A 20,166-nucleotide genomic window follows, 5' to 3' on the forward strand; every position below is an offset into this window, starting at 1 on the left:
TGTCTGCAGCCGCGGGAATGTAACGCACTCCCCCATCCAAAAGGAAACGGCCGGGTCGCCCCGGCCGTTCCATGGACTGCAGTATATACCGCGAAGGATCAGAACTCGTAGCGGAAGCCCAACTGCATGGACCACTGCGAGACGCCGATGTTGAAACCGTCCGCGTCGGAGTTGGCGGCGGTCGGCGCATCGGTGTACAGGGTGTTGTACACGTACTTCCCGTTGTAGATACCTTGCAGGTTGGCAACACGGGCATCGGCATAGAAGCCGTAATCCATGATGCGGCCCCATTTCTTGTTCAGAAGGTTGCCGACGTTCTGGATATCCAGCCACAGTTCCGACTTGTGCCCCTTGGCGAAACCAGGCAATTGCTGAGTGATACGCACGTCGAAGGTATTGACCCAGCCGGTACGGAAGCCGTTGGCCGGCGCGTAGGTGCCAGCATACTTGGCCAGTTGCGGATGCTGGGCAAGCCAGTCGAAGAACTGCTTCTCCAACGCGGCATTCGGCGTGAACGAACCGTTGTTGCCAATGGTTCCGAACAGCACATCGCCAGGACCCGACGGGACATAGAACAGGTCGTTCAGGGTACGGCTGTCGCCATTGGCATCGCCGTTGAAGATGTAGCTGAACGGACGACCACTGCGGCCTTCGTATACCAAGCCCACGCGGGTCTCGTAATCGCCGAAGAACTTGTGCTTCCAGTTCAGCGAGCCCGAGACCCGATCCTTGATCTCGTAGCGCGAGGTCGTGGCAACATTGTCGTTGGTATTGAAGCCATACTGGTAGCCGAAGCCCGAGCTGGCGGTGGAGCTGGTAAGCGGGCCCACTTCGGTCGCGTCGGTGTACGTGTAACCCAAGGTCCATGACCAATCGCTCGTCTCGCTGAACGGCTTGGTCAACGACACCGTGAATTGACGGCTCTCGCCCTTATCGGTGTTGTCGATCAGGAATACGTTGTTGTAGTTGCGGTCACGTCCGGCACGCGCATCACCCGATTGCCAAACGCCGGTATTGCGCTTGTTCGGGTTCCAATACAGGGCTCGGCCATCCGGACCATAGAAGGTCGGGCTCGGATCCTCACCCGGGGCGGCCACATTGCCGATGTTCAAGCTCTTGTAGAACAAGCCGTTCTTGACCTTGGTGATCAGGAACTCGGCCGAACCGACGATGCCGTACCACGGCAGTTCGTGATCGAATGCCAAGTTGGCCTTCCATACGGACGGCAACTTGAAATCCTTGGCCACGAAGTTGACGTTCTGGGTCGCCGAACCTGCGACCGTCGGCACGTTCTGGGCCAAACCATCGGGACTGAACGGCAGCGTGGTCCACGTCTGGTTCGACGGGCTGCTGGATACCAAGTAGTTGGTGTACGAAGTGTAGTTGAGGCCGGTGGTTGCGTAGCTGTTGCCGATCCAAACCTGCGGTGCATCGCCCTGGAACAAGCCGACGCCGCCGCGCAGCTGGGTGGGGCGATCGGTATCGAAGGTGTAATTGAAGCCGAAGCGCGGCTGGATCAGGAAGTCGCCATCAAAGATCTTGCTATTGTCGTAACCGAATTTTTCTGAGGCCGCAGCATTGTAGGCCGGCGCCGGGGAGGTATCGGGGCGATCGGCGCGCAGGCCAAGGGTCAGCGTCAGGTTGCTGTTGACGTACCAGGTATCCTGCACGAACAGGCCAAGGTTCTTGTTCTTGTAGTCTGCGGCGATCGAACCCGGCGAAGTTTCGGCGCTGAGGTCGTATTGGCTCCACTTGCCAAGACGGAAGTTCTCCAGGCCATAGAAGCGGTAAACGCCCCAGGAATTGGCGCCATAGTAGTTGTAGACGTCGTTGTCGCTGTAATCGACGCCGAACTTCAGGTCATGGTCACCCAGCGTCCAAGTACCCGCGGCGTAGTAGTTCCAAGTCTTGGTTTCGAGGATATTGTTCTGGGAGTTGGTCTCGGTACCGAAGTACAGCACGTCTCCGGACGGAGTAGCTTCGTCGCCTCCCATATAAATCGCAATGCTCGGGGCAGTCGTCGGCACGACGCGGATCGCCGAGTAATCGCGATAGGACACCTTGAACTCGGTGGAGAAATTATCGGTCCAGTCGCTGAAAAGCTGGCCGACGTAACTCTCGACGGTCTTCTCGTGTTCGTACCAGTAAGAGCTCAGCGATACCTGGCTGCTGGTGCTCATGCCGTTGATCCGGAGCTTGTTCTGCTCCAACTTGCTGTAACGGAGGCTGGCACGATGATTGTCGTTGATGTTCCAGTCCAGCTTCAGCGCGTACTCTTCGAGGTCGGTATTGCCGTCGCTGGACAGGCCGCCAGCGTCGATGCCCCAAGTGTTACGGGCGATATCCTGAGCCTGCTGGATCACCGAATCGGTGATCAACGCATTGGGCTTGCCATAAGCCGTGCTGCTCAGGTCGGCGCCCGGAGCCTTCTGCTCGAACTTTTCGTAGTTGGCGAAGAAGAACAGCTTGTCCTTGACGATCGGGCCGCCGAAGGTCGCGCCGTAGGTCTTTTCCTTGGTGAAGCCGTTGAACGGGGTGCCGTCCGGGTTGTCGCCGAACCAGTCGCCGTCCCGGTAGTTGCCATAGATAGATCCATGGAACTCGTTGGTACCCGACTTGGTTACGGCATTGACCGTCGCACCCACGGCGCTGGCGATGCTGACGTCATAGTTGGACAGGTTGATGTCGATCGCCTCGATGGCCTCCATCGATACCGGCTGGCGACGGGTGGTCATGTTGTTGCCTTCCAGACCGAAGGTATCGCTGGCCGAGACGCCATCGATGCTGATCGAGTTGTAGCGTGGATTCTGGCCACCGGCAGATATGGTGCCCGAAGCGCGATCGACGAAGGCCACGCGCGGATCGAGGCGCATGTAGTCCTGGATATTGCCATTGATCGAAGGCAGCGCTTCGATCTTCTGTTGGTCTATCGAGGTACCCGCCCCCATCTTGTTGGCACTGAACACTTCCGAACCACCCGCGATCGCGGTTGCGGTCACGGTACCCAAGGTGGTCACGTCGCCAGTCAGCTGCGCATTGACCGTACTAATCTGATTGAGGGCCAGATAAACGCCATCCTCGGTCTTGGTGCCTTCGCCGGGCTTGGTGATGGTGATGGTGTACGGGCCACCGACGCGCAGGCCGCGCGCGTTGTAGCGGCCGGCGGCATCCGTCGTCGCGCGGCTGACCGTGCCCGACTCCACGTGGGTGATCGTCACCTCGGCACCGGCAACCGGCTGGCCGCTGGTGGTGGTCACCTGGCCGCCGACACCGGCGGAGGTGCTCTGCGCGAAGACGGGAGCGGCGGCGAGCGCAGCCACGAGACCAAGCGTGAGCTTGGACATGCGGAGACGGCGGTGGTCAGTCATTGTCGGTAGCCTCGATGCGGATTTGGCGGACGAAAAAAGACGTGCTGATCCATCCACTGGAAGAGATGGATGGACCTGAATGTGTTGTGCTCTGGGGTTCCCTGACCGGGCGGCCGGTTGCAGCCGCAACGGTTAACAACAGGTTAACACGGTATCCACGGATTGTGACCGTGCCATGACATTTTTAGCGCATCAGGACATTTGTTGCGGACAGAACATCCGGAACGCACCCGCCGGCAAGCGCTCTTCGCAGTGCGATGCATCCGCCACCTCGGCCGTGATGCGGGTCCGGTCCGCAGGCGCCAGCGTATGGCACATCAACCTGAATTCATTCAGAAAAAAGAAAGTCCCATGCTCGCCCGTCGTCGGGGGAAGCCGTCCGGAACCGCGAACTTGAAAGAAAAATGACAACCCTGGGCGTTGGGGAGCCCGGGATGCCGGGAACACAGGCGCAAAAAAGGCCGGCGCTCGGCGCCGGCCTCCCCTGCATGGACTCGCTTAGGTGGAACGCCTGGATCAGGTCAGAACGAAGCGCCGAAGGTCACAGCGAAGGCGCGCGATTCCAGCACCGAGTAGTACGGGGTGCCGGTGGACGCCACGTCCGGGTACTCGCTGGCGCCGGAGGCGGCCAGCACCTGGGTGGTATTGGCCCAGGTGATCACGCGCTTGTCGGTCAGGTTGTACAGGTTGAGCTTGATCGAGGGCTTCTTCAGCCAGGCCCAATCGTTGAACGTATAGCCGGTGTCGATGCCGAAGGTGGTGTAGCCGCCGACCCGTTCGGTGTTCATGTAGTCGCCGTAGCGGGAGCCGGAATAGCGTCCCTTCAAGGTGGCCCAGAAGTTGCCGTAGTTGTAGCTCAGGCGCAGGTTGGCGATGTTCTTCGGGGTGTTGGCCAACTGCTTGCCGCCGACGGCGTACTCGTAGACGCCGCTGGAAGTGCCCACCGCCAGCGTATCGCTCAGGATCTTGGCCTGGGTATAGGTGTAGGAGCCATACAGCTTCAGGCTGTCGGTGAACGCGTAGCTGGCTTCGGTGTTGAAGCCGCGCATGCGCACCTTCGGGATCGATACGTAGGTGGTCAGCGCCGTGTTCTGGTCGTAGCTGCTCATCTGCTTGTTCTCGTAGTTGCTCTGGTAGAGCATCGACGAGACGGCGAGGCGGTCGCCGTAGAAGCGCCAGCCGATGTCGTTCGTCCAGGCCGACTCCGGTTCCGGGATCGCCTGGTCGGCGGACATGTTCAAGGTGATCGAGTTGGTCGCCGGCACGCGGAAGGTCTTGGCCACGCCGTAGAAGAACTGGTTGCGGCTGTCCGGCGAGTACTTCACGCCGAAGGCCGGCAGCAGCTTGCTGTAGCTGTTGTCGAACTCCACGCCGATCTCCTGGGTGGAACCCGGCCACTGGTAGTTGTGGCCCTTGCGGGTGGCATGAATCCACGACAGGCCCAGGTTGAGCGCCCAATCGTCGGCCGGCGTCCAGTTGTCCTGGACGAAGTACTTCTGCACGTTCGTCACGGTGTAGGTGCGATAGCTCTGCTGCACCGAACCGTCCGGATAGGTGATGAAGCAACTGTCGGTATCGGCCCACACGTCGCAGGGTTCGCCGGTGGACTGGTCGACGGCGACGCTGCTGCTGTTCTGGCTCTTGCGCGAGCGGTCGAACCACAACCCGTATACCAGATTGTGGTCCAGGCCGATATCCTGGAAGAACTTGGCCACGATGCCCGGGCGCACCGTACTGGAGTACGAATAGGTGTAGGCGTAATCGCTGGCGTCGACGACGCTGCCGGAGCGACCGTAGACGTTGGCGCTGCTGGTCGAAGGGCGGATCGTGGTGGCGCTGGAGCCGCCGCCCTGGCCCCACCACACGTACGGCACCACCGACAGGCGCAGGCTGTCGCTCAGAGTGAACTCGCCATCGAGGCTGGCCAGCAGGCTCTTGTAGGGGTTGCGGCGCAGTTTGTAGTAGGAGGTCGATCCCGTACCCCAGTCGTCCGCGTAGTCGTATTCGTAATCGTTGGCGAGCTGGGCCTTGCTGCCGGTCTGGTAGGAGTAGTTGGACTGGCGGTTGTACTGGAACGAGGCGCTGATCGAGTTGCCGGGGCTGATCTCCCACAGGCTCTTGCCGTCGATCTTGTTGACGTCCATCGTGCCCTTGCCCTTCCACTTGTCCGCGGTGTTGCGGGAGAAGGAGACCCACGAGCGCACCGGGCCGGTATCGCCGGTGTTCACCCGGATGAAGCTGCGGCGATAGTCGTTGCTGCCGAAGCCCTGGTTGAAGTCGACGCCGAAATCGTGGGTCGGATCGACCGTCGACCAGGCGATCTGGCCGCCGGTGGCGCCCATCTCCGGCTGGTCCACGTTCGGCGTGCCCTGCATCACCGTGATGTCGTTGTAGTTCTCGGCATCGCCGTACTCGGTGGCGTAGACCGAGTAGCTGCCGCTGTCGGTGACCGGCGCGCCGTTGACGGTGATGCCGATCGCCGAGGAATCGAAGCCGCGCAGGCTGTAGTTGCCGTTGTTCAGGCCGGTCACGTCGCTGGTGGAAGCATCCACGCCGGGGATGGCGTCGATCACCTGGGTGAAGTTGCTGCCGCCGGATGCCTGCGAGATCGACTCGCGCGTCACGGTGGAGATCGCCTTGCTGGCGGTCTGCACGGTCATGTTGCCGCCGCCTAGCACGTAGGCGTTCTTGTTGCCGGTGACGCTGACCTTGTCGAGTTCCTGCACGCGCTTGGTGTCGTACGCCGAGGTGGTGTTGGACGTGCTGGACGCGGTGACGCGGGAACTCTGCTGTTGCTCGGTGTCGTTGCTCTGCGCTTGCGCGTGGCTGGCGAGCGCGCTGGCCAGGGCGACGGCGAGCACCGACAGGGAGGACGGCTGGCGTGATTTCATGGAGGACCTCTGGGCTGAAGGAATGCGACAAGCGCGCCCCTCCCGCCGCCGGCATGCCGGCGTCCGGTCGATCCACCGAAAAGGGAGGGCGCTCGAAACGTGACGATCACGTTAAGCAGCGCATGTCGCCGCCATATGCCGGGGCGCATTGCAAGCCGGACACACGCCGGCAAGGACGAGCAAGGAAAATGTCCTCGCTCGCCATCAAGTTGTCACAAAGATCGCGTAGCGATCAGATGTTCACCGGCAACTTGAGATAGGTACCGATGCCGTCGAGGAACATCTGCACCGAGATCGCCACCAGCAACATGCCCATCAGGCGCTCCAGCGCGGTCAGGGCGCGGTGGCCCAGCAGCTTGTAGAGCAAGGGCGAGCAGAACAGGATCGCCGCGGTCGCGCCCCATGCCAGCAGCAGCGACAGGCTGAACTCCGGCAGGCGTGCCGGCTCGTTGCTGCCCATCAGCATCACGGCGGCCATGCCGGAAGGACCGGCCACCAGCGGGATCGCCAGCGGCACGATGAACGGCTCGCCGTCGGGGATCTCGCCCATCAGCCCCTCCGGGCGCGGGAAGATCATCCGGATGCCGATCAGGAACAGCACGATGCCGCCGGCGATCGCCACCGACTCCTGGCGCAGGTGCATCAGCTCCAGCGCGTACTTGCCGCCCCACAGGAACCCCATCAGCACCACCAGCGCGATCAGCAGCTCGCGCGCCAGCACGATGCGCTGGCGCCGCGGCGGCAGCGGCTTGAGCACGCTGAGGAACACCGGGACGTTGCCGAGCGGGTCCAGGATCAGGAACAACAGCAGTGCGGCGGAAAGAATGGTCATGCCGAAGGACTCCAGACAGTGCCGCGGTGCGCGATGCCCGACGCGGAAAGCAAGGCGACGCAGGCATCCGCGTAATGCCCCGGATCCACGGCCGCATGGTCGTCCTGGTGCTGGAACGCGCGCGCGCGCAACGGCGTGCGCATCGGCCCCGGCTGCAGGCCGCAGACCCGCACGGGCCCGGCGGCGGTCTCCTGGTGCAGGCTCGATACCAGGCCGCGCTGCGCATGCTGCGCGGCGCCGTATGCCCCCCAGTACGCCTGGCCCACCCGGGCCGGGTCGTCGACCACGAACACCAGCGCCGCGTCCTGGCGCTGGCGCAGCAGCGGCAGGCAAGCCTGCGACAACCACAGCCGTGCGGTCAGGCCGACCTGCAGCGAACGCGCCAGCACCGCGGGATCCGTGTTCTCCAGCGGCGTCAGGCCGGGGAAATCGGCCGCGCAATGCAGCACGCCGTCCAGGCGGCCGAGCTCGGCCCCGATCCGCGCGGCCAGCTCGGCATGGTCGTCCGGGCTGGCGCCGGCCAGGTCCATCGGATACAGCAACGGCTCCGGCCCTGCCGCCGCCACGGCATCGTAGACGCGCTCGAGCTTGCGCACCTGCCGTCCGAGCAGCACCACGGTCGCGCCCGCCGCCGCGCACGCGCGCGCCGCCGCCGCGCCGAGGCCGCCCGCGGCCCCCGTGACCAACACCACGCGCCCCGCCAACGCCGCCGCTGGCAGGGAGGTCGCCTGCTCCTGGCTCACGGCTGGTAGGCCTCGCTGACGATGCGCTTGAGTTCGCCGGACTCGAACAGCTCCAGCGTGATGTCGCAACCGCCGATCAGTTCCCCGTGGATGAACAGCTGCGGGAAGGTCGGCCAGTTGGAGAAGCGCGGCAGGTTGGCCCGTATCTCGGGCTCCTCGAGCACGTTGACCGTGTGCAGTTGCTCGGCGCCGGCGGCCAGCAGCGCCTGCACGGCCCGGCTTGAGAACCCGCACATCGGATACTGCGGCGTGCCCTTCATGAACAGCACGATGGGATACCGCTCGACTTCGGCCTGGATCCGCTCGATCACCGCCATGGGATTCTCCTTGCTGGGCGGAAGCCCGGCCATCCGGGTCGGATAGACTTCCGCATTGCCGCCCATTGTAAGCCCCAACGCGTTCAACCGCGGGCCGACCAGGAAAAAACGCCCTCATGCCGATCGAACTGCCTCCCCTGCCCTATTCCCGCTCCGCCCTCGAGCCGCACCTGTCGGCCGCGACGCTGGACAGCCATCACGGCCAGCACCATCGGAACTACGTCGAGGAGCTCAACGCGCGGATCGAAGGCACGGAGTTCGCCGATCTTGCGCTGGAGGAAATCGTCCGGCGCGCCCAGGGCAGCCTGTTCGACACCGCCGCGCAGGTCTGGAACCACGGCTTCTATTGGCAGTGCATGCGCGCGCGCGGCGGCGGCGATCCCACCGGCGCGCTCGCCGAGAAGATCGCCCAGTCCTTCGGCGGCGTCACGCAACTGCGCCAGGAATTCGATCGCGCCGCGCTGGCGCTGTTCGGTTCGGGCTGGGTATGGCTGGTGCAGCGCCCGGACGGCCTCCTGGCCGTGGCGAGCACGCCCCATGCCGGCACGCCGCTGACCGGCAGCGATACGCCGCTGCTTGCCTGCGACGTCTGGGAACACGCCTATTACCTGGACCACCAGAACGCGCGCGCCGCCTACCTGGAAGCGTTCTGGAAAGTCGTCAACTGGGACTTCGTCGCCAGCCGGCTGCAATGAGCCCGCGTCCCGCGGGCGCGACGCAAGCCGCCGCGGGGCGCCGATGCACCTCCTGCGAAAACCCACGCGCCCATGCGCGGCTTGGGGCGGCAAGCCCGGCGCGGCTCGCGCCGGGCCGCAGGATCACTCCTGCGCCAATCGCTCCAGCACCGGCGCCACCTGTGCCTGGCGCCCCAGCGCATCGCCCGTCTGCGCCAACGCTGCCCGCAACGCCCGGGCATCATCGGCGCGCAGGGTCGCATGTCCCACCTTGCGCCCGGCGCGCGGCTGCTTGCCGTAATCGTGCCAGTGCCCGCCGGGCACGGCCAGGAACGGCACGGCCGGCGGCATCTCGCCCAGCCAGTTGAGCATGCAGGCATGGCCGCGCATCGCGGTGCTGCCCAAGGGCAGGCCGAGCACCGCGCGCACGTGGTTCTCGAACTGCGACGTCTCCGCTCCCTCGATGCTCCAATGCCCGGAGTTGTGCACGCGCGGCGCCATCTCGTTGGCCAGCAGTTCGCCGTCGCGCACGAACAGCTCCAGCGCGAACACGCCCACGTAATCCAGCTTCCCGGCCAACTTGCGCGCATGCGCCTCGGCCCGTTGCTGCATGCCCGCGTCGACCGGTGCCGGCGCCAGGCTCGCGGACAGCACGCCATCGACATGCCAGTTCTCGGTCAGCGGCCAGGCGCGGAACTCGCCGTCGCGACCGCGCACCGCGACCACGCTGACCTCGCGCTGGAACGGCACGAACGCCTCGGCGATCAGGCCGACCTTGCCCGCCTGCTCGCCCAGCGCGGCCCAGGCCGCATCGGCGTCGGCCGGGGACTTGATCCGGAACTGGCCCTTGCCGTCGTAGCCGAGCCGCCGGGTCTTGAGGATGCACGGCGTGCCGATGCGCGCCAGCGCCGCATCCAGGCCCGCCCGGTCGTCGACCGCGGCGAAGTCCGGGACGGGGATGCCCAGTTCGCGGAACAGGCTCTTCTCGCTGAGCCGGTCCTGGGCGACCGCCAGCGCACCGGGATTCGGGAACACCGGCACGCGATCGGCCAGCCACTGCGCGCTGCGCGCCGGCACGTTCTCGAAGTCGAAGGTCACCACGTCGACCTGCGCGGCGAACTCGGCCAGCGCGGATTCGTCCTCGAATCCTCCCACCTGCAGCGGGGCGACCTGGCCCGCGCACGCGTCGGTCGCCGGGTCGAACACCGCGAACCGCAATCCCAACGGCGCTCCCGCCAAGACCATCATGCGGGCCAGCTGCCCGCCTCCCAGGATGCCGACCGTGGTCATTGTCGGGGATCGTCCGCCGCCATCACGTCGTCGGTCTGGCGCTGGCGGAACTGCGCCAGCGCCGCGCCGATCGCCGGGTGCTCCGGCGCCAGCAGCGCCGCGGCGAACAGCCCCGCGTTGGCCGCGCCGGCATTGCCGATCGCGAACGTCGCCACCGGGATGCCGGCCGGCATCTGCACGATCGACAGCAGCGAGTCCATCCCGTTCAGCGCCTTGGACTGGACCGGCACGCCCAGCACCGGCACCGCGGTCTTGGCCGCCAACATGCCCGGCAGGTGCGCCGCGCCGCCGGCGCCGGCGACGATCGCGCGCAGGCCGCGCCCGGCCGCCTGTTCGGCGTAGGAGAACAGCACGTCCGGCGTGCGATGCGCCGAAACCACTCTCACTTCGTAGGGCACACCGAGCATGTCGAGCTTCTGTGCCGCGTGTTGCATGGTGTCCCAGTCGGATCGGGACCCCATCACGATGCCGACCAGCGGCGTGGTTTGGTTCGAGGTCATGGCCCTGCCCTGCCTTAAAGACGTATTCTAGCCGTCTTCCGCGCAAGACGAAGACCCGAACAAGCCCCATGGACCGCAAACTGCTCGACCTGCTGTGCTCGCCCGATACCCGCCAGCCGCTTTCGCTGCTGGACGCGAAAGGGCTGGAGGCACTCAATCGCGCGATCGCCGCCGGTGGCGTCCAGCGCGCCGACGGCAGCCGCCAGGAGCAGCCGTTGCGCGAGGCGCTGGTCACCCGCGACCGCAAGCAGGTGTTCCGGGTCGACGACGGCATCCCGGTGCTGCTGGCCGAGGAAGCCATCGCCACCGCCCAGGTGGCCGATTTTCCCGAAAAGTAAGGCGCATCGCGATGCAGGCCGTGATCGCCCCCGATCCGTTGACGGTGCAATCCGACGTCGCCCGGGCGTTGGCCGAGGACATGGGCAGCGGCGACGTCACCGCCGCGTTGCTGCCGGATGCCGAGGACCGCGCCTACCTGTTGTGCAAGCAGGACGCGGTGATCGCCGGGCGCCCCTGGTTCGATGCCTGCCACCGGTCGCTGGACCCGCAGGTGCGCATCGACTGGCGCGTCGAGGAGGGCCAGCCGGTCGCCGCCGGCACCGTGCTGGCGACCCTGCAGGGCCGCAGCCGCAGCCTGGTCAGCGCCGAACGCACCTCGCTGAACTTCCTGCAGACCCTGTCGGCCACCGCCACCACGACCGCACGCTATGTCGCCGCGGTGTCCGGCACCGGTGCGCGCATCCTCGACACCCGCAAGACCCTGCCCGGCCTGCGCATGGCGCAGAAGTACGCGGTGCGGTGCGGCGGCGGCCTCAACCACCGGATCGGCCTGTTCGATGCGGTGATGCTGAAGGAAAACCACATCCGCGCCGCCGGTTCGATCGGCGCGGCGATCCGGGCTGCGCGCGCGCAGCAGCCGGCGTTGCCGCTGATCGTCGAGGTCGAGACGCTGGACGAGTTGCGCGAAGCGCTGCAGGCCGGCTGCGACAGGATCCTGATCGACGACTTCGACGCCGCGATGCGGCGCGAGGCCGTGCGCATCGCCGCTTCGGCCCCGTCCGGGCGCCGCATACCGCTGGAAGTCTCCGGCAGCGTCGACCTGGCCGGCGTGCGCGCCATCGCCGAGGACGGCGTGGATTTCATCTCGATCGGCGGGCTGACCAAGCATGTGCAGGCCGTCGACCTCTCGCTCAAGCTCGGTCCGCCGCCGGGCTGACCGGCCATCCGCCCGGAGCGACCGCGGACGGCGGCGGGGCATCCCGCAAGCCCGCACCGTAGGAGCCCACGACTTCGCCGGAACGGCGACAGGCGCTTTCACGACCCGTTCGCGGTGGTCTTTGGCAGCCTCCCGGCATCCTCTCTCTCCCTCCGGAAGGATCCTCGATGGCTCGTACCCGCCTGTCCTGGCTGTGCCTGTCGCTGGCCGGCCTGGCGGCTCCGGCCGCCGCCGCGGAAGTCTGCGACCTGCCGCCGCGCTACGGTCTCGGGCAGGCCGCCATCGCCATCGTCCGCACCGCATGCAACGAGCATCGCCTGTGGATGCGTCCGTTCATCGACCTGCGCGGACGCGTGGCGAGCCTGTCCATCACCGAAGCGGAAAGCGGCTATCTTGCCGACCACGGCGTGGTCGCCTGGCAGCGCGTGGCCGGCTACTGGCGCGACAGCGGCACGCTGGCGGCGATGGGCGGCATCGAAGGCGCCCCCGGCTGCGCGGCGCTGGACGGTTCGCGCTACACCGCCAGCGATTGCCGCGCCTTCATCAGCGACAATCCGTGGTCGGCGGCCTTCGTATCGTGGGTGATGACGCAGGCCGGCGTGGCGGGTTTCCTGCGCTCCCCGCGCCACATCGACTACGTCCGCGCCGCCTACCGCAACGACGGCGGCAGCCCCTATCGATTGACCGACCCCGGCATCGAGAAACCCGCGCCCGGCGACCTGCTGTGCCTGCTGCGCGGACGCGACCGCTCGCTGGGCTTCGCCGGCCTGAACGCGGAACTCGCCCGCGGCGGCACCGTGCATTGGAAATCGCATTGCGACATCGTCGTGGCCGCCAATGTCGGCGGCGATCGCACGCTGTACCTGATCGGCGGCAACGTGCTCAACACGGTGATGATGCGCAAGCTGCCGCTGGACCGCGCCGGCCGCCTGGTCCTGCCCGCGCCCATCGACGGCAACGGCGGCAGCGACGAGGACACCCAGGGCGCCGGCCTGGAATGCACGCCCGCCCGCGAGGAACTGTGCGACTTCAACCGCCGGGACTGGGCCGCGCTGCTGAAGCTGCGCGAGGACGCCGCGCTGGCGGCGCCTGCCAGCCTGCCGGTCGTCCCGTCGCAGTCCATTCCCGCATCCGCCCCCACTGCGATGCCACCGGGATTCCCGCGCGTGGTGCCACCACGGCCGGCCACCAGGCAGGAGCGGCAGAATCCCCCGAATCCGCAAAACCCTGAAAACCCCTAGCAGCGACTTTTCGTGGGAGCGGCTTCAGCCGCGATGGGGCTTTCCCATTCAAACCCCTGCACAAGGATGTGCAGGCTTTTGCAGAGGGACCTGCATGAAAGCCCCAGCGCGGCTGAAGCCGCTCCCACGAAAGCCATTCCTACTCAAGGCTTGCATGGGACAAAGAAAAAGCGGGCCGGAGCCCGCTTTTCCCGAGTGCCAGGATCGCCGCGATTACTCGCCGGCGCCCTCTTCCTCGACGGCCTTGATCGACAGGCGGATACGGCCCTGCTTGTCGACTTCCAGCACCTTGACCTTCACCACGTCGCCTTCCTTCAGCTTGTCGCTGACCTTCTCGACGCGCTCGCTGGAGATCTGCGAGACGTGCACCAGGCCGTCCTTGCCCGGCAGGATCGTGACGAACGCACCGAAGTCCATGATCTTGGCGACCTTGCCTTCGTAGATGCGGCCCGGCTCGACGTCCGAGGTGATCTGCTCGATGCGGCGCTTGGCTTCCTGCGCGGCGGCGTTGTTGACCGACGCGATGACGATGGTGCCGTCGTCCTGGATGTCGATCTGGGTGCCGGTGTCCTTGGTGATCGCCTGGATCGTCGAGCCGCCCTTACCGATCACCTCGCGGATCTTGTCCGGGTGGATCTTGATGGTCAGCAGGCGCGGCGCGTAGTCCGACAGCTCGGCGCGCGGCGCGGTCAGCGCCTTGCTCATCTCGCCGAGGATGTGCAGGCGGCCCTGCTTGGCCTGGGCCAGCGCCACCTTCATGATCTCCTCGGTGATGCCGTCGATCTTGATGTCCATCTGCAGCGCGGATACGCCCTCGGCGGTGCCGGCGACCTTGAAGTCCATGTCGCCGAGGTGGTCCTCGTCGCCCAGGATGTCGCTCAGCACGACGTAGCGGTCGCCTTCCTTCACCAGACCCATCGCGATGCCCGCGACCGGCGCCTTCACCGGCACGCCGGCGTCCATCAGCGCCAGCGAGGAGCCGCACACCGAGGCCATCGACGAGGAGCCGTTCGACTCGGTGATCTCCGAGACCACGCGGATCGTGTACGGGAAGTCCTCCAGGCTCGGCATCACCGCCAGCACGCCGCGCTTGGCCAGGCGGCCGTGGCCGATCTCACGGCGCTTCGGCGCGCCGAAACGGCCGGTCTCGCCCACCGAGAACGGCGGGAAGTTGTAGTGGAACAGGAAGTTCTCTTTGTACTCGCCGCTGATCGCGTCGATGATCTGGCCGTCGCGCGCGGTGCCCAGCGTGGTGACCACGATCGCCTGGGTCTCGCCGCGGGTGAACAGCGCCGAGCCGTGGGTGCGCGGCAGCACGCCGGCCTTGACGGCGATCGGGCGGACGGTGGTCAGGTCGCGGCCGTCGATGCGGATCTTGGTGTCCAGCACCGCGTCGCGCATGGTGCGGTATTCCAGCTCGCCGAATTCCTTCGACAGCTCGGCCGGGCTCCAGCCCTCGGCCTCGACGCGGCCGGCCAGCTGCTCGGTCACGTCCTTCTTGATCGCGGCGATCGCGTCGCGGCGCTGCAGCTTGTCGCGGATCTGGAAGGCTTCGGCCAGCTTGGTGCCGACCGCTTCCTTCAGGGCCGAGATCAGCGCCTCGTTCTTCGGCGGGGCGACCCAGTCGCTCGGCTTGGTGCCGGCCTCGACGGTCAGCTCGTTGATCGCGTTGATGACCTTCTGCATCTCGCGGTGGCCGAACGTCACCGCGCCGAGCATCACTTCCTCGCTCAGCAGCTGCGCTTCGGATTCGACCATCAGCACCGCGTTGGAGGTGCCGGCGACGACCAGCTCCAGCTGCGAGGTCTGCAGCTCGGTGGTGGTCGGGTTGAGGATGTACTGGCCGTCCTTGTAGCCGACCTTGGCGGCGCCGATCGGGCCCTTGAACGGCGTGCCGGCCAGCGCCAGCGCGGCCGAGGCGCCGATCATCGCCGGGATGTCGCCGTCCACTTCCGGATTGAGCGAGATCACCTGGGCGATGATCTGCACTTCGTTCTTGTACTCCTCCGGGAACAGCGGGCGGATCGGGCGGTCGATCAGGCGGGAAACCAGGGTCTCCTTCTCGGTCGGGCGTCCCTCGCGCTTGAAGAAGCCGCCGGGGATGCGGCCGCCGGCATAGAACTTCTCCACGTAGTCGACGGTCAGCGGGAAGAAGTCCTGGCCTTCGCGCGCGCTCTTGGCGGCGACGGCGGTGACCAGCAGCACGGTCTCGTCCATGTTGACGATGACGGCACCGCTGGCTTGGCGGGCGATCTCGCCCGTTTCCAGGGTGACGGTATGTTTACCGTACTGGAAGGTTTTGGTGATTTTTGCCACGAGGGTTTCCTTGGGGAATGAATGCTTTTCTGCGGATGGACCGGCCGCGGCCCTTGCCGTGGACGGCTGCCGGGCGATCCCGGCCGGAAGTTCAGCGAAGAACCAAAACGAAGCCGCGGCGCATCGCTGCGCCGCGGCGGATTAGGGTGATCAGCGGCGCAGGCCGAGTTTCTCGATCAGGGCCTTGTAGCGCTCGCCGTCCTTCTTCTTCAGGTAGTCCAGCAGGCTGCGACGGCGGTTGACCATCTGCAGCAGGCCGCGACGGCTGTGGTGATCCTTCTTGTGGGTCTTGAAGTGCTCGGTCAGCAGCTCGATGCGGGCCGTCAGCAGCGCGACCTGCACTTCCGGCGAACCGGTGTCCTGCGCGCTGCGCTTGTTGTCTTCAATGACCTTCTGGGTGTCGATCGACATGGTAGTTTTCTCGTAGATGCGTGGCCGGCAGGAACGCACGATTGCGCACCGCCCGACTCGCCGTTTGCTGGTGATATGCGCCCTTGGCGCCGGAATGCGCCAGAAAGGCGCACGAAATTGTAACGTTGGCGACTTCCCGGAACAAGGCGCGGGCTTGGGGCGGGCTGGATCCGGGCCGGATTCAGGGGTTGAACAGCCGCTGCGGCGACAACAAACCTGAACCGTCCACGTGGCCGAGGCCGCTCGCCGCCCCGTCGGGCCCGAACACCGCGACCTGCCCTTGCGGAAAGGCAGCATCGCGCAGGCGCTGGCCCATGCGGAAGCGGCGCGCCTGCTCGCCGTCGAGCTCCAGCCGCGGGAACCCGGCCAGTCCGTCCGCCAGCGGCAACAGCATCGCCTCGCGCCCGGCCTCCGGGGCCGCTTCCAGGGCGTCCAGCGTGACCATCCCGGGCTCCCGGAACGGCTCCACCCACAGGCGCCGCAGCGTGGCGATATGCGCCCCGCATCCCAGGGCCTCGCCCAGGTCCCGGGCCAGACTGCGGATGTACGTCCCGGAGCCGCAGGTCACCCGCAGGCGCAGGCGCCCGGCGTCCAGCTCCAGGACCTCGATCGCCTGCACCTCGACCTCGCGCACCGGCGCCTGGATGGCCTCGCCGCGTCGCGCCCGGGCGTACAGCGGTTCGCCGCCCTGCTTGAGCGCGGAATAGATCGGCGCGCGCTGCCGGATGCGTCCGGTCAGCGGCTGCAGGGCCGCACGCACCGAAGCCATGTCCAGGGCCGGCACCGGTCGCTCGCGCAGCACCACGCCGTCGGCGTCGTCGGTATCGGTGGTGGCGCCCAGGACCACCCCGGCCTCGTAGGCCTTGGCCGAGCCGAGCAGCAACCCGGCGATCTTGGTCGCCTCGCCGAAGCACAACGGCAACAGGCCGGTCGCGAGCGGGTCCAGGCTGCCGGTGTGCCCGCCCTTCTCGGCCCGCAACAGCCGGCGTGCGGCCTGCAACGCCCCGTTGGAGCTCATGCCTGCCGGCTTGTCGAGCAAGAGGATGCCGTCCAGGCGACGGAAGGAAATCTTCTTCGAGGTCATTCAGGATCGAGTGCAGTGCGAAGCCGGGCCTGCCGTTGCGGGCGGGCCCCGGTCCCGACGGGCCTACCCGGCTGGCAACCGGGCGCCACAGCCGGGACGGCTTATTCTTCGTCGCCCTTCGGCAGATCGCGCAGCAGGTTGCCGATGCGCTCGCCGCGGTCCACCGAATCGTCGTACTGGAAGTGCAGTTCCGGCACGTGGCGCAGCTTCATCGCGCGCGCCAACTGGGTCCGCAATTCGCGGGCCAGTTCCTTCAGGCCCTTGACCGCCTCGGCCGAGCGCTCCGGCTGCAGCGCGGTGACGAACACCTTGGCATGCGCCAGGTCGCGGCTCACCTCGACGTCGGAAACGCTGACCGAAGGCAACCCGTGCTCGCGCACGGCGGCGTGCACGATCGTGCCCAGGTCCCGGCGCATCTGCGCAGAGACCCGGTCGGTACGGTGGAAGGATTTGGTGGGCATGTGATTCGTGATTCGTGATTTGTCATTCGCCAAGCAGTGGCGGGATCGGGGAACGTGTTCCGCCTTTGCGAATCACGAATCCCGAGTCCCGAATCACGGCCTCACAGCGTCCGCGCCACTTCGATGCGCTCGAAGCACTCGATCTGGTCGCCTACCTTGACGTCGTTGTAGGCCTTCACGCCGATGCCGCACTCGGTACCGTTGCGCACCTCGTCGACGTTGTCCTTGAAGCGACGCAGCGATTCCAGTTCGCCCTCGAACACCACGGTGTTGTCGCGCAGCACGCGGATCGGCTTGCTCCGCTTGACCACGCCCTCGACCACCATGCAGCCGGCGACCGCGCCGAACTTGGAGCTGCGGAACACGTCGCGGACCTCGGCGATGCCGATGATCTCCTCGCGGATCTCCACGCCCAACAGGCCGGAAGCCACCTGCTTCACCTGGTCGATCACGTCATAGATGATCGAGAAGTAGCGCAGGTCCACGCCGTTGGACTCGATGATCTTGCGCGCCGACGCGTCGGCGCGGACGTTGAAGCCGATCACCGTGGCCTTGGCCGCGACCGCCGAGTTGGCGTCCGACTCGGTGATGCCGCCGACGCCCGCGTGGATCACGTTGATGCGGATGTCGTCGTTGGACAGCGCCACCAGCGCCTGCTTGAGCGCCTCCACCGAGCCCTGCACGTCGGCCTTGATGACCAGGTTGAGGACTTGCTGGCCCTCGCCCTTGCCCATCTGCGCCAGGATGTCCTCCATGCGGTTGCCCGCCGAGGCCACCAGCCGCGACTCGCGGCGCTTGGCCTCGCGCTGCTGCGCGACGTCCTTGGCCAGGCGCTCGTCGTCGACGACCACGAAGTCGTCGCCGGCATCCGGCACGCCGGACAGGCCGAGCACCTGCACCGGGATCGACGGCCCGGCGAACTCGGGCTGCTTGCCGGTCTCGTCGAACAGCGCACGCACGCGGCCGTACTGGATGCCGCACACCAGGTAGTCGCCCTTCTTCAGGCGGCCCTGCTGCACCAGCACCGTCGCGACCGGGCCGCGCCCCTTGTCCAGCGAGGATTCGATCACCGTACCGCTGGCGCGGCCTTCGGCCACGGCCTTCAGTTCGAGCACCTCGGCCTGCAGGCTGATGGCGTCGAGCAGGTTGTCGATGCCCTGGCCGGTCTTGGCCGAGACCTCGACGAACTGGGTGTCGCCGCCGAACTCCTCGGCCACCACGTCCTCGGCCAGCAGCTCGTTCTTCACGCGCAGCGGGTCGGCGTCGGACTTGTCGATCTTGTTCACCGCCACGATCAGCGGCACGCCGGCCGCCTTCGCATGCTGCACCGCTTCCTTGGTCTGCGGCATCACGCCGTCGTCAGCCGCGACCACCAGCACCACGATGTCGGTGATCTTGGCGCCGCGGGCACGCATCGAGGTGAACGCGGCGTGGCCGGGGGTGTCCAGGAAGCTGATGACGCCCTTCGGCGTCTCGACGTGGTAGGCGCCGATGTGCTGGGTGATGCCGCCGGCCTCGCCCGAGGCGATCTTGGTACGGCGGATGTAGTCCAGCAGCGAGGTCTTGCCGTGGTCGACGTGGCCCATGATGGTGACCACCGGCGGACGCGGCGAGGTCTCGCCCTGCACTTCCTCGGCATGCGCCAGCAGCGCGTCCTCGAAGTCGGCGCTGTCGGCACGCGTGGCCTTGTGGCCCAGTTCCTCGGTGACCAGCACCGCGGTGTCGTGGTCGATGCTCTGGGTGATGGTGGCCATCACTCCCATCTTGAACAGCGCCTTCACCACGTCGCCGCCCTTCAGCGCCAGCTTCTGCGCCAGGTCGGCCACGGTGATGGTGTCGCCGATGGCGACCTCGCGCACCACCGGGGCGATCGGGCGCTCGAATCCATGGCTGCCGCCGCCGCTGCGCGAGGGCTCGTTGCCGCGGCGCGAGCCCTGCGACGCCTTGCCCGGGCGACCGCGGGTATTGGAGCTGGAACGACGCGCCCGGTCGGCCGCCGACAGGTGCAACTGTCCGGCGAAACGCTTGGTCGTATCGTCGTCGTCCACGCCGGCCACCATCGCGTGCGAACCGCGGCTCTTGTGCCGGGGGGCACCGCGATCGTCGCTGCGCGGCGCGGAACGCGGCGCAGGCGCGGCCGGACGCGCGGCCGGCGCGGTGCGCGCGGCACGCGGCGCAGGCGCCTCGTCATCGGTGCCGTCGGCACCGGCCGGCGCGGCTTCGGCCGCTGCCGCGGCCTCGGCTGCGCGCCGCTCGGCCTCCTGGCGCTCGCGCTCGGCTTCTTCTTCCTTGCGCTTGCGCTCGAGTTCCTCGGCGCGCTGGCGGTCGATCTCGGCCAGGCGCTGCTGCTCGGCCAGGTTGCGCTGGCGGGACTCCTCGAGCTTGCGCAGGATCTCGGCGCGCTCGTCGTCCACCGGGCCGGCGGAGGCCCGCGGCGCCGCCTCGTTCTCGGCGGCCTTGACGTAGGTGCGCTTCTGGCGCACTTCCACGTTCACCGTCGTCTTGCTGCGACCGGCGTTGACGGTCACCTCCTGCAGCTTGCGGCGGTTGAGCGTGATCTTCTTGGGCGCCTCGCCCACGGCCTCGGCCGAAGCCTCGGACTTGCCGTGCATGCGACGCAGGAAGCCCAACAGCTTCATCTTCTCGGTGCTGGTCACGACCTGGTCGGGACCGCTGAACTTCATGCCGGCCTCGGCCAGTTGCTCCAGCAGCTTCTCGACCGGCGTGTTGACCAGTTCGGCAAGCTTGCGGATGGTGGTTTGCTGCGACATTCGGATCCTATGCTCTGGTGGGCGCCCCCTCGCCCATCGCAAGGGAAACGC

At 66.8% G+C, this 20,166-nt stretch carries 16 protein-coding genes; 4 read left to right on the plus strand and 12 right to left on the minus strand.

Annotated features, from left to right (window positions below):
- Positions 1–98: 98 nt before the first annotated feature.
- The 5 genes from FD678_RS01360 to grxD form a co-directional block, all read right to left on the minus strand.
- On the minus strand, positions 99–3,344 hold the full coding sequence (locus tag FD678_RS01360) for a TonB-dependent receptor (protein ID WP_140718807.1): 3,246 nt from the start codon (positions 3,342–3,344) through the stop codon (positions 99–101).
- Positions 3,345–3,889: 545 nt separating this feature from the next.
- Positions 3,890–6,259 (minus strand): TonB-dependent receptor, encoded by a 2,370-nt coding sequence (locus FD678_RS01365; RefSeq protein WP_140718808.1) that lies wholly within the window; start codon positions 6,257–6,259, stop codon positions 3,890–3,892.
- A gap of 232 nt (positions 6,260–6,491) precedes the next feature.
- On the minus strand, positions 6,492–7,091 hold the full coding sequence (locus tag FD678_RS01370) for a YhgN family NAAT transporter (protein WP_140718809.1): 600 nt from the start codon (positions 7,089–7,091) through the stop codon (positions 6,492–6,494).
- The gene (locus tag FD678_RS01375; protein WP_140718810.1) at positions 7,088–7,834 is read right to left on the minus strand and encodes an SDR family NAD(P)-dependent oxidoreductase; all 747 of its coding nucleotides are present in this window, start codon (positions 7,832–7,834) and stop codon (positions 7,088–7,090) included. Before FD678_RS01375 ends, FD678_RS01370 begins: the two co-directional genes overlap by 4 nt.
- Positions 7,831–8,151, minus strand: a complete 321-nt coding sequence (gene grxD, locus FD678_RS01380; RefSeq protein WP_140718811.1) for a Grx4 family monothiol glutaredoxin — start codon at positions 8,149–8,151, stop codon at positions 7,831–7,833. The genes FD678_RS01375 and grxD overlap by 4 nt, the downstream gene beginning before the upstream one ends.
- Before the next feature lie 116 nt (positions 8,152–8,267).
- On the opposite strand from grxD, the gene FD678_RS01385 reads away from it, so the two are divergent.
- Positions 8,268–8,846 carry a superoxide dismutase gene (locus tag FD678_RS01385; protein WP_140718812.1) on the plus strand — a complete coding sequence of 193 codons (579 nt, stop codon included), beginning with the start codon at positions 8,268–8,270 and terminating at the stop codon, positions 8,844–8,846.
- 123 nt (positions 8,847–8,969) lie between these two features.
- On the opposite strand, the gene FD678_RS01390 is transcribed toward FD678_RS01385, so the two are convergent.
- Positions 8,970–10,115 (minus strand): 5-(carboxyamino)imidazole ribonucleotide synthase, encoded by a 1,146-nt coding sequence (locus FD678_RS01390; RefSeq protein ID WP_140718813.1) that lies wholly within the window; start codon positions 10,113–10,115, stop codon positions 8,970–8,972.
- Entirely contained in the window at positions 10,112–10,615 is a 504-nt protein-coding gene (gene purE, locus FD678_RS01395) for a 5-(carboxyamino)imidazole ribonucleotide mutase (protein WP_140718814.1), read from the minus strand. Before purE ends, FD678_RS01390 begins: the two co-directional genes overlap by 4 nt.
- Positions 10,616–10,683: 68 nt before the next feature.
- Between purE and FD678_RS01400 the strand changes: the two genes are divergently transcribed.
- The 3 genes from FD678_RS01400 to FD678_RS01410 all read left to right on the plus strand — a co-directional run bounded on the left by FD678_RS01400 (position 10,684) and on the right by FD678_RS01410 (position 13,072).
- Positions 10,684–10,953 (plus strand): Trm112 family protein, encoded by a 270-nt coding sequence (locus tag FD678_RS01400; RefSeq protein ID WP_140718815.1) that lies wholly within the window; start codon positions 10,684–10,686, stop codon positions 10,951–10,953.
- Positions 10,954–10,964: 11 nt separating this feature from the next.
- The gene (gene nadC / locus FD678_RS01405; RefSeq protein ID WP_140718816.1) at positions 10,965–11,831 is read left to right on the plus strand and encodes a carboxylating nicotinate-nucleotide diphosphorylase; all 867 of its coding nucleotides are present in this window, start codon (positions 10,965–10,967) and stop codon (positions 11,829–11,831) included.
- 167 nt (positions 11,832–11,998) lie between these two features.
- Positions 11,999–13,072 carry a DUF2272 domain-containing protein gene (locus FD678_RS01410; RefSeq protein ID WP_140718817.1) on the plus strand — a complete coding sequence of 358 codons (1,074 nt, stop codon included), beginning with the start codon at positions 11,999–12,001 and terminating at the stop codon, positions 13,070–13,072.
- A gap of 213 nt (positions 13,073–13,285) precedes the next feature.
- On the opposite strand, the gene pnp is transcribed toward FD678_RS01410, so the two are convergent.
- The 5 genes from pnp to infB all read right to left on the minus strand — a co-directional run bounded on the left by pnp (position 13,286) and on the right by infB (position 20,115).
- Entirely contained in the window at positions 13,286–15,388 is a 2,103-nt protein-coding gene (gene pnp / locus FD678_RS01415) for a polyribonucleotide nucleotidyltransferase (RefSeq protein WP_140718818.1), read from the minus strand.
- A gap of 150 nt (positions 15,389–15,538) precedes the next feature.
- Entirely contained in the window at positions 15,539–15,799 is a 261-nt protein-coding gene (rpsO, locus tag FD678_RS01420; RefSeq protein WP_140718819.1) for a 30S ribosomal protein S15, read from the minus strand.
- 181 nt (positions 15,800–15,980) lie between these two features.
- Positions 15,981–16,883 (minus strand): tRNA pseudouridine(55) synthase TruB, encoded by a 903-nt coding sequence (truB, locus tag FD678_RS01425; RefSeq protein WP_140718820.1) that lies wholly within the window; start codon positions 16,881–16,883, stop codon positions 15,981–15,983.
- Positions 16,884–16,984: 101 nt separating this feature from the next.
- Entirely contained in the window at positions 16,985–17,344 is a 360-nt protein-coding gene (gene rbfA, locus FD678_RS01430; RefSeq protein WP_140718821.1) for a 30S ribosome-binding factor RbfA, read from the minus strand.
- Between the two features lie 101 nt (positions 17,345–17,445).
- Complete coding sequence (gene infB, locus FD678_RS01435) at positions 17,446–20,115, minus strand: translation initiation factor IF-2 (protein ID WP_177497505.1); 2,670 nt, start codon at positions 20,113–20,115, stop codon at positions 17,446–17,448.
- Positions 20,116–20,166: the final 51 nt, after the last annotated feature.

The organism is Pseudomonas sp. Hp2 (assembly GCF_006386585.1).
GTDB classification, from domain to species: Bacteria; Pseudomonadota; Gammaproteobacteria; order Xanthomonadales; family Xanthomonadaceae; genus Pseudomonas_S; species Pseudomonas_S boreopolis.

Excerpts from the sequence above, each read along its gene's own strand:
- FD678_RS01365 (WP_140718808.1), bottom strand. The coding sequence starts at position 6,259 with ATGAAATCACGCCAGCCGTCCTCCCTGTCGGTGCTCGCCGTCGCCCTG.
- grxD (WP_140718811.1), bottom strand. The coding sequence starts at position 8,151 with ATGGCGGTGATCGAGCGGATCCAGGCCGAAGTCGAGCGGTATCCCATC.
- FD678_RS01410 (WP_140718817.1), top strand. The coding sequence starts at position 11,999 with ATGGCTCGTACCCGCCTGTCCTGGCTGTGCCTGTCGCTGGCCGGCCTG.
- FD678_RS01385 (WP_140718812.1), top strand. The coding sequence starts at position 8,268 with ATGCCGATCGAACTGCCTCCCCTGCCCTATTCCCGCTCCGCCCTCGAG.
- nadC (WP_140718816.1), top strand. The coding sequence starts at position 10,965 with ATGCAGGCCGTGATCGCCCCCGATCCGTTGACGGTGCAATCCGACGTC.
- FD678_RS01390 (WP_140718813.1), bottom strand. The coding sequence starts at position 10,115 with ATGACCACGGTCGGCATCCTGGGAGGCGGGCAGCTGGCCCGCATGATG.
- infB (WP_177497505.1), bottom strand. The coding sequence starts at position 20,115 with ATGTCGCAGCAAACCACCATCCGCAAGCTTGCCGAACTGGTCAACACG.
- rbfA (WP_140718821.1), bottom strand. The coding sequence starts at position 17,344 with ATGCCCACCAAATCCTTCCACCGTACCGACCGGGTCTCTGCGCAGATG.
- FD678_RS01360 (WP_140718807.1), bottom strand. The coding sequence starts at position 3,344 with ATGTCCAAGCTCACGCTTGGTCTCGTGGCTGCGCTCGCCGCCGCTCCC.
- FD678_RS01370 (WP_140718809.1), bottom strand. The coding sequence starts at position 7,091 with ATGACCATTCTTTCCGCCGCACTGCTGTTGTTCCTGATCCTGGACCCG.
- FD678_RS01400 (WP_140718815.1), top strand. The coding sequence starts at position 10,684 with ATGGACCGCAAACTGCTCGACCTGCTGTGCTCGCCCGATACCCGCCAG.
- rpsO (WP_140718819.1), bottom strand. The coding sequence starts at position 15,799 with ATGTCGATCGACACCCAGAAGGTCATTGAAGACAACAAGCGCAGCGCG.
- truB (WP_140718820.1), bottom strand. The coding sequence starts at position 16,883 with ATGACCTCGAAGAAGATTTCCTTCCGTCGCCTGGACGGCATCCTCTTG.
- purE (WP_140718814.1), bottom strand. The coding sequence starts at position 10,615 with ATGACCTCGAACCAAACCACGCCGCTGGTCGGCATCGTGATGGGGTCC.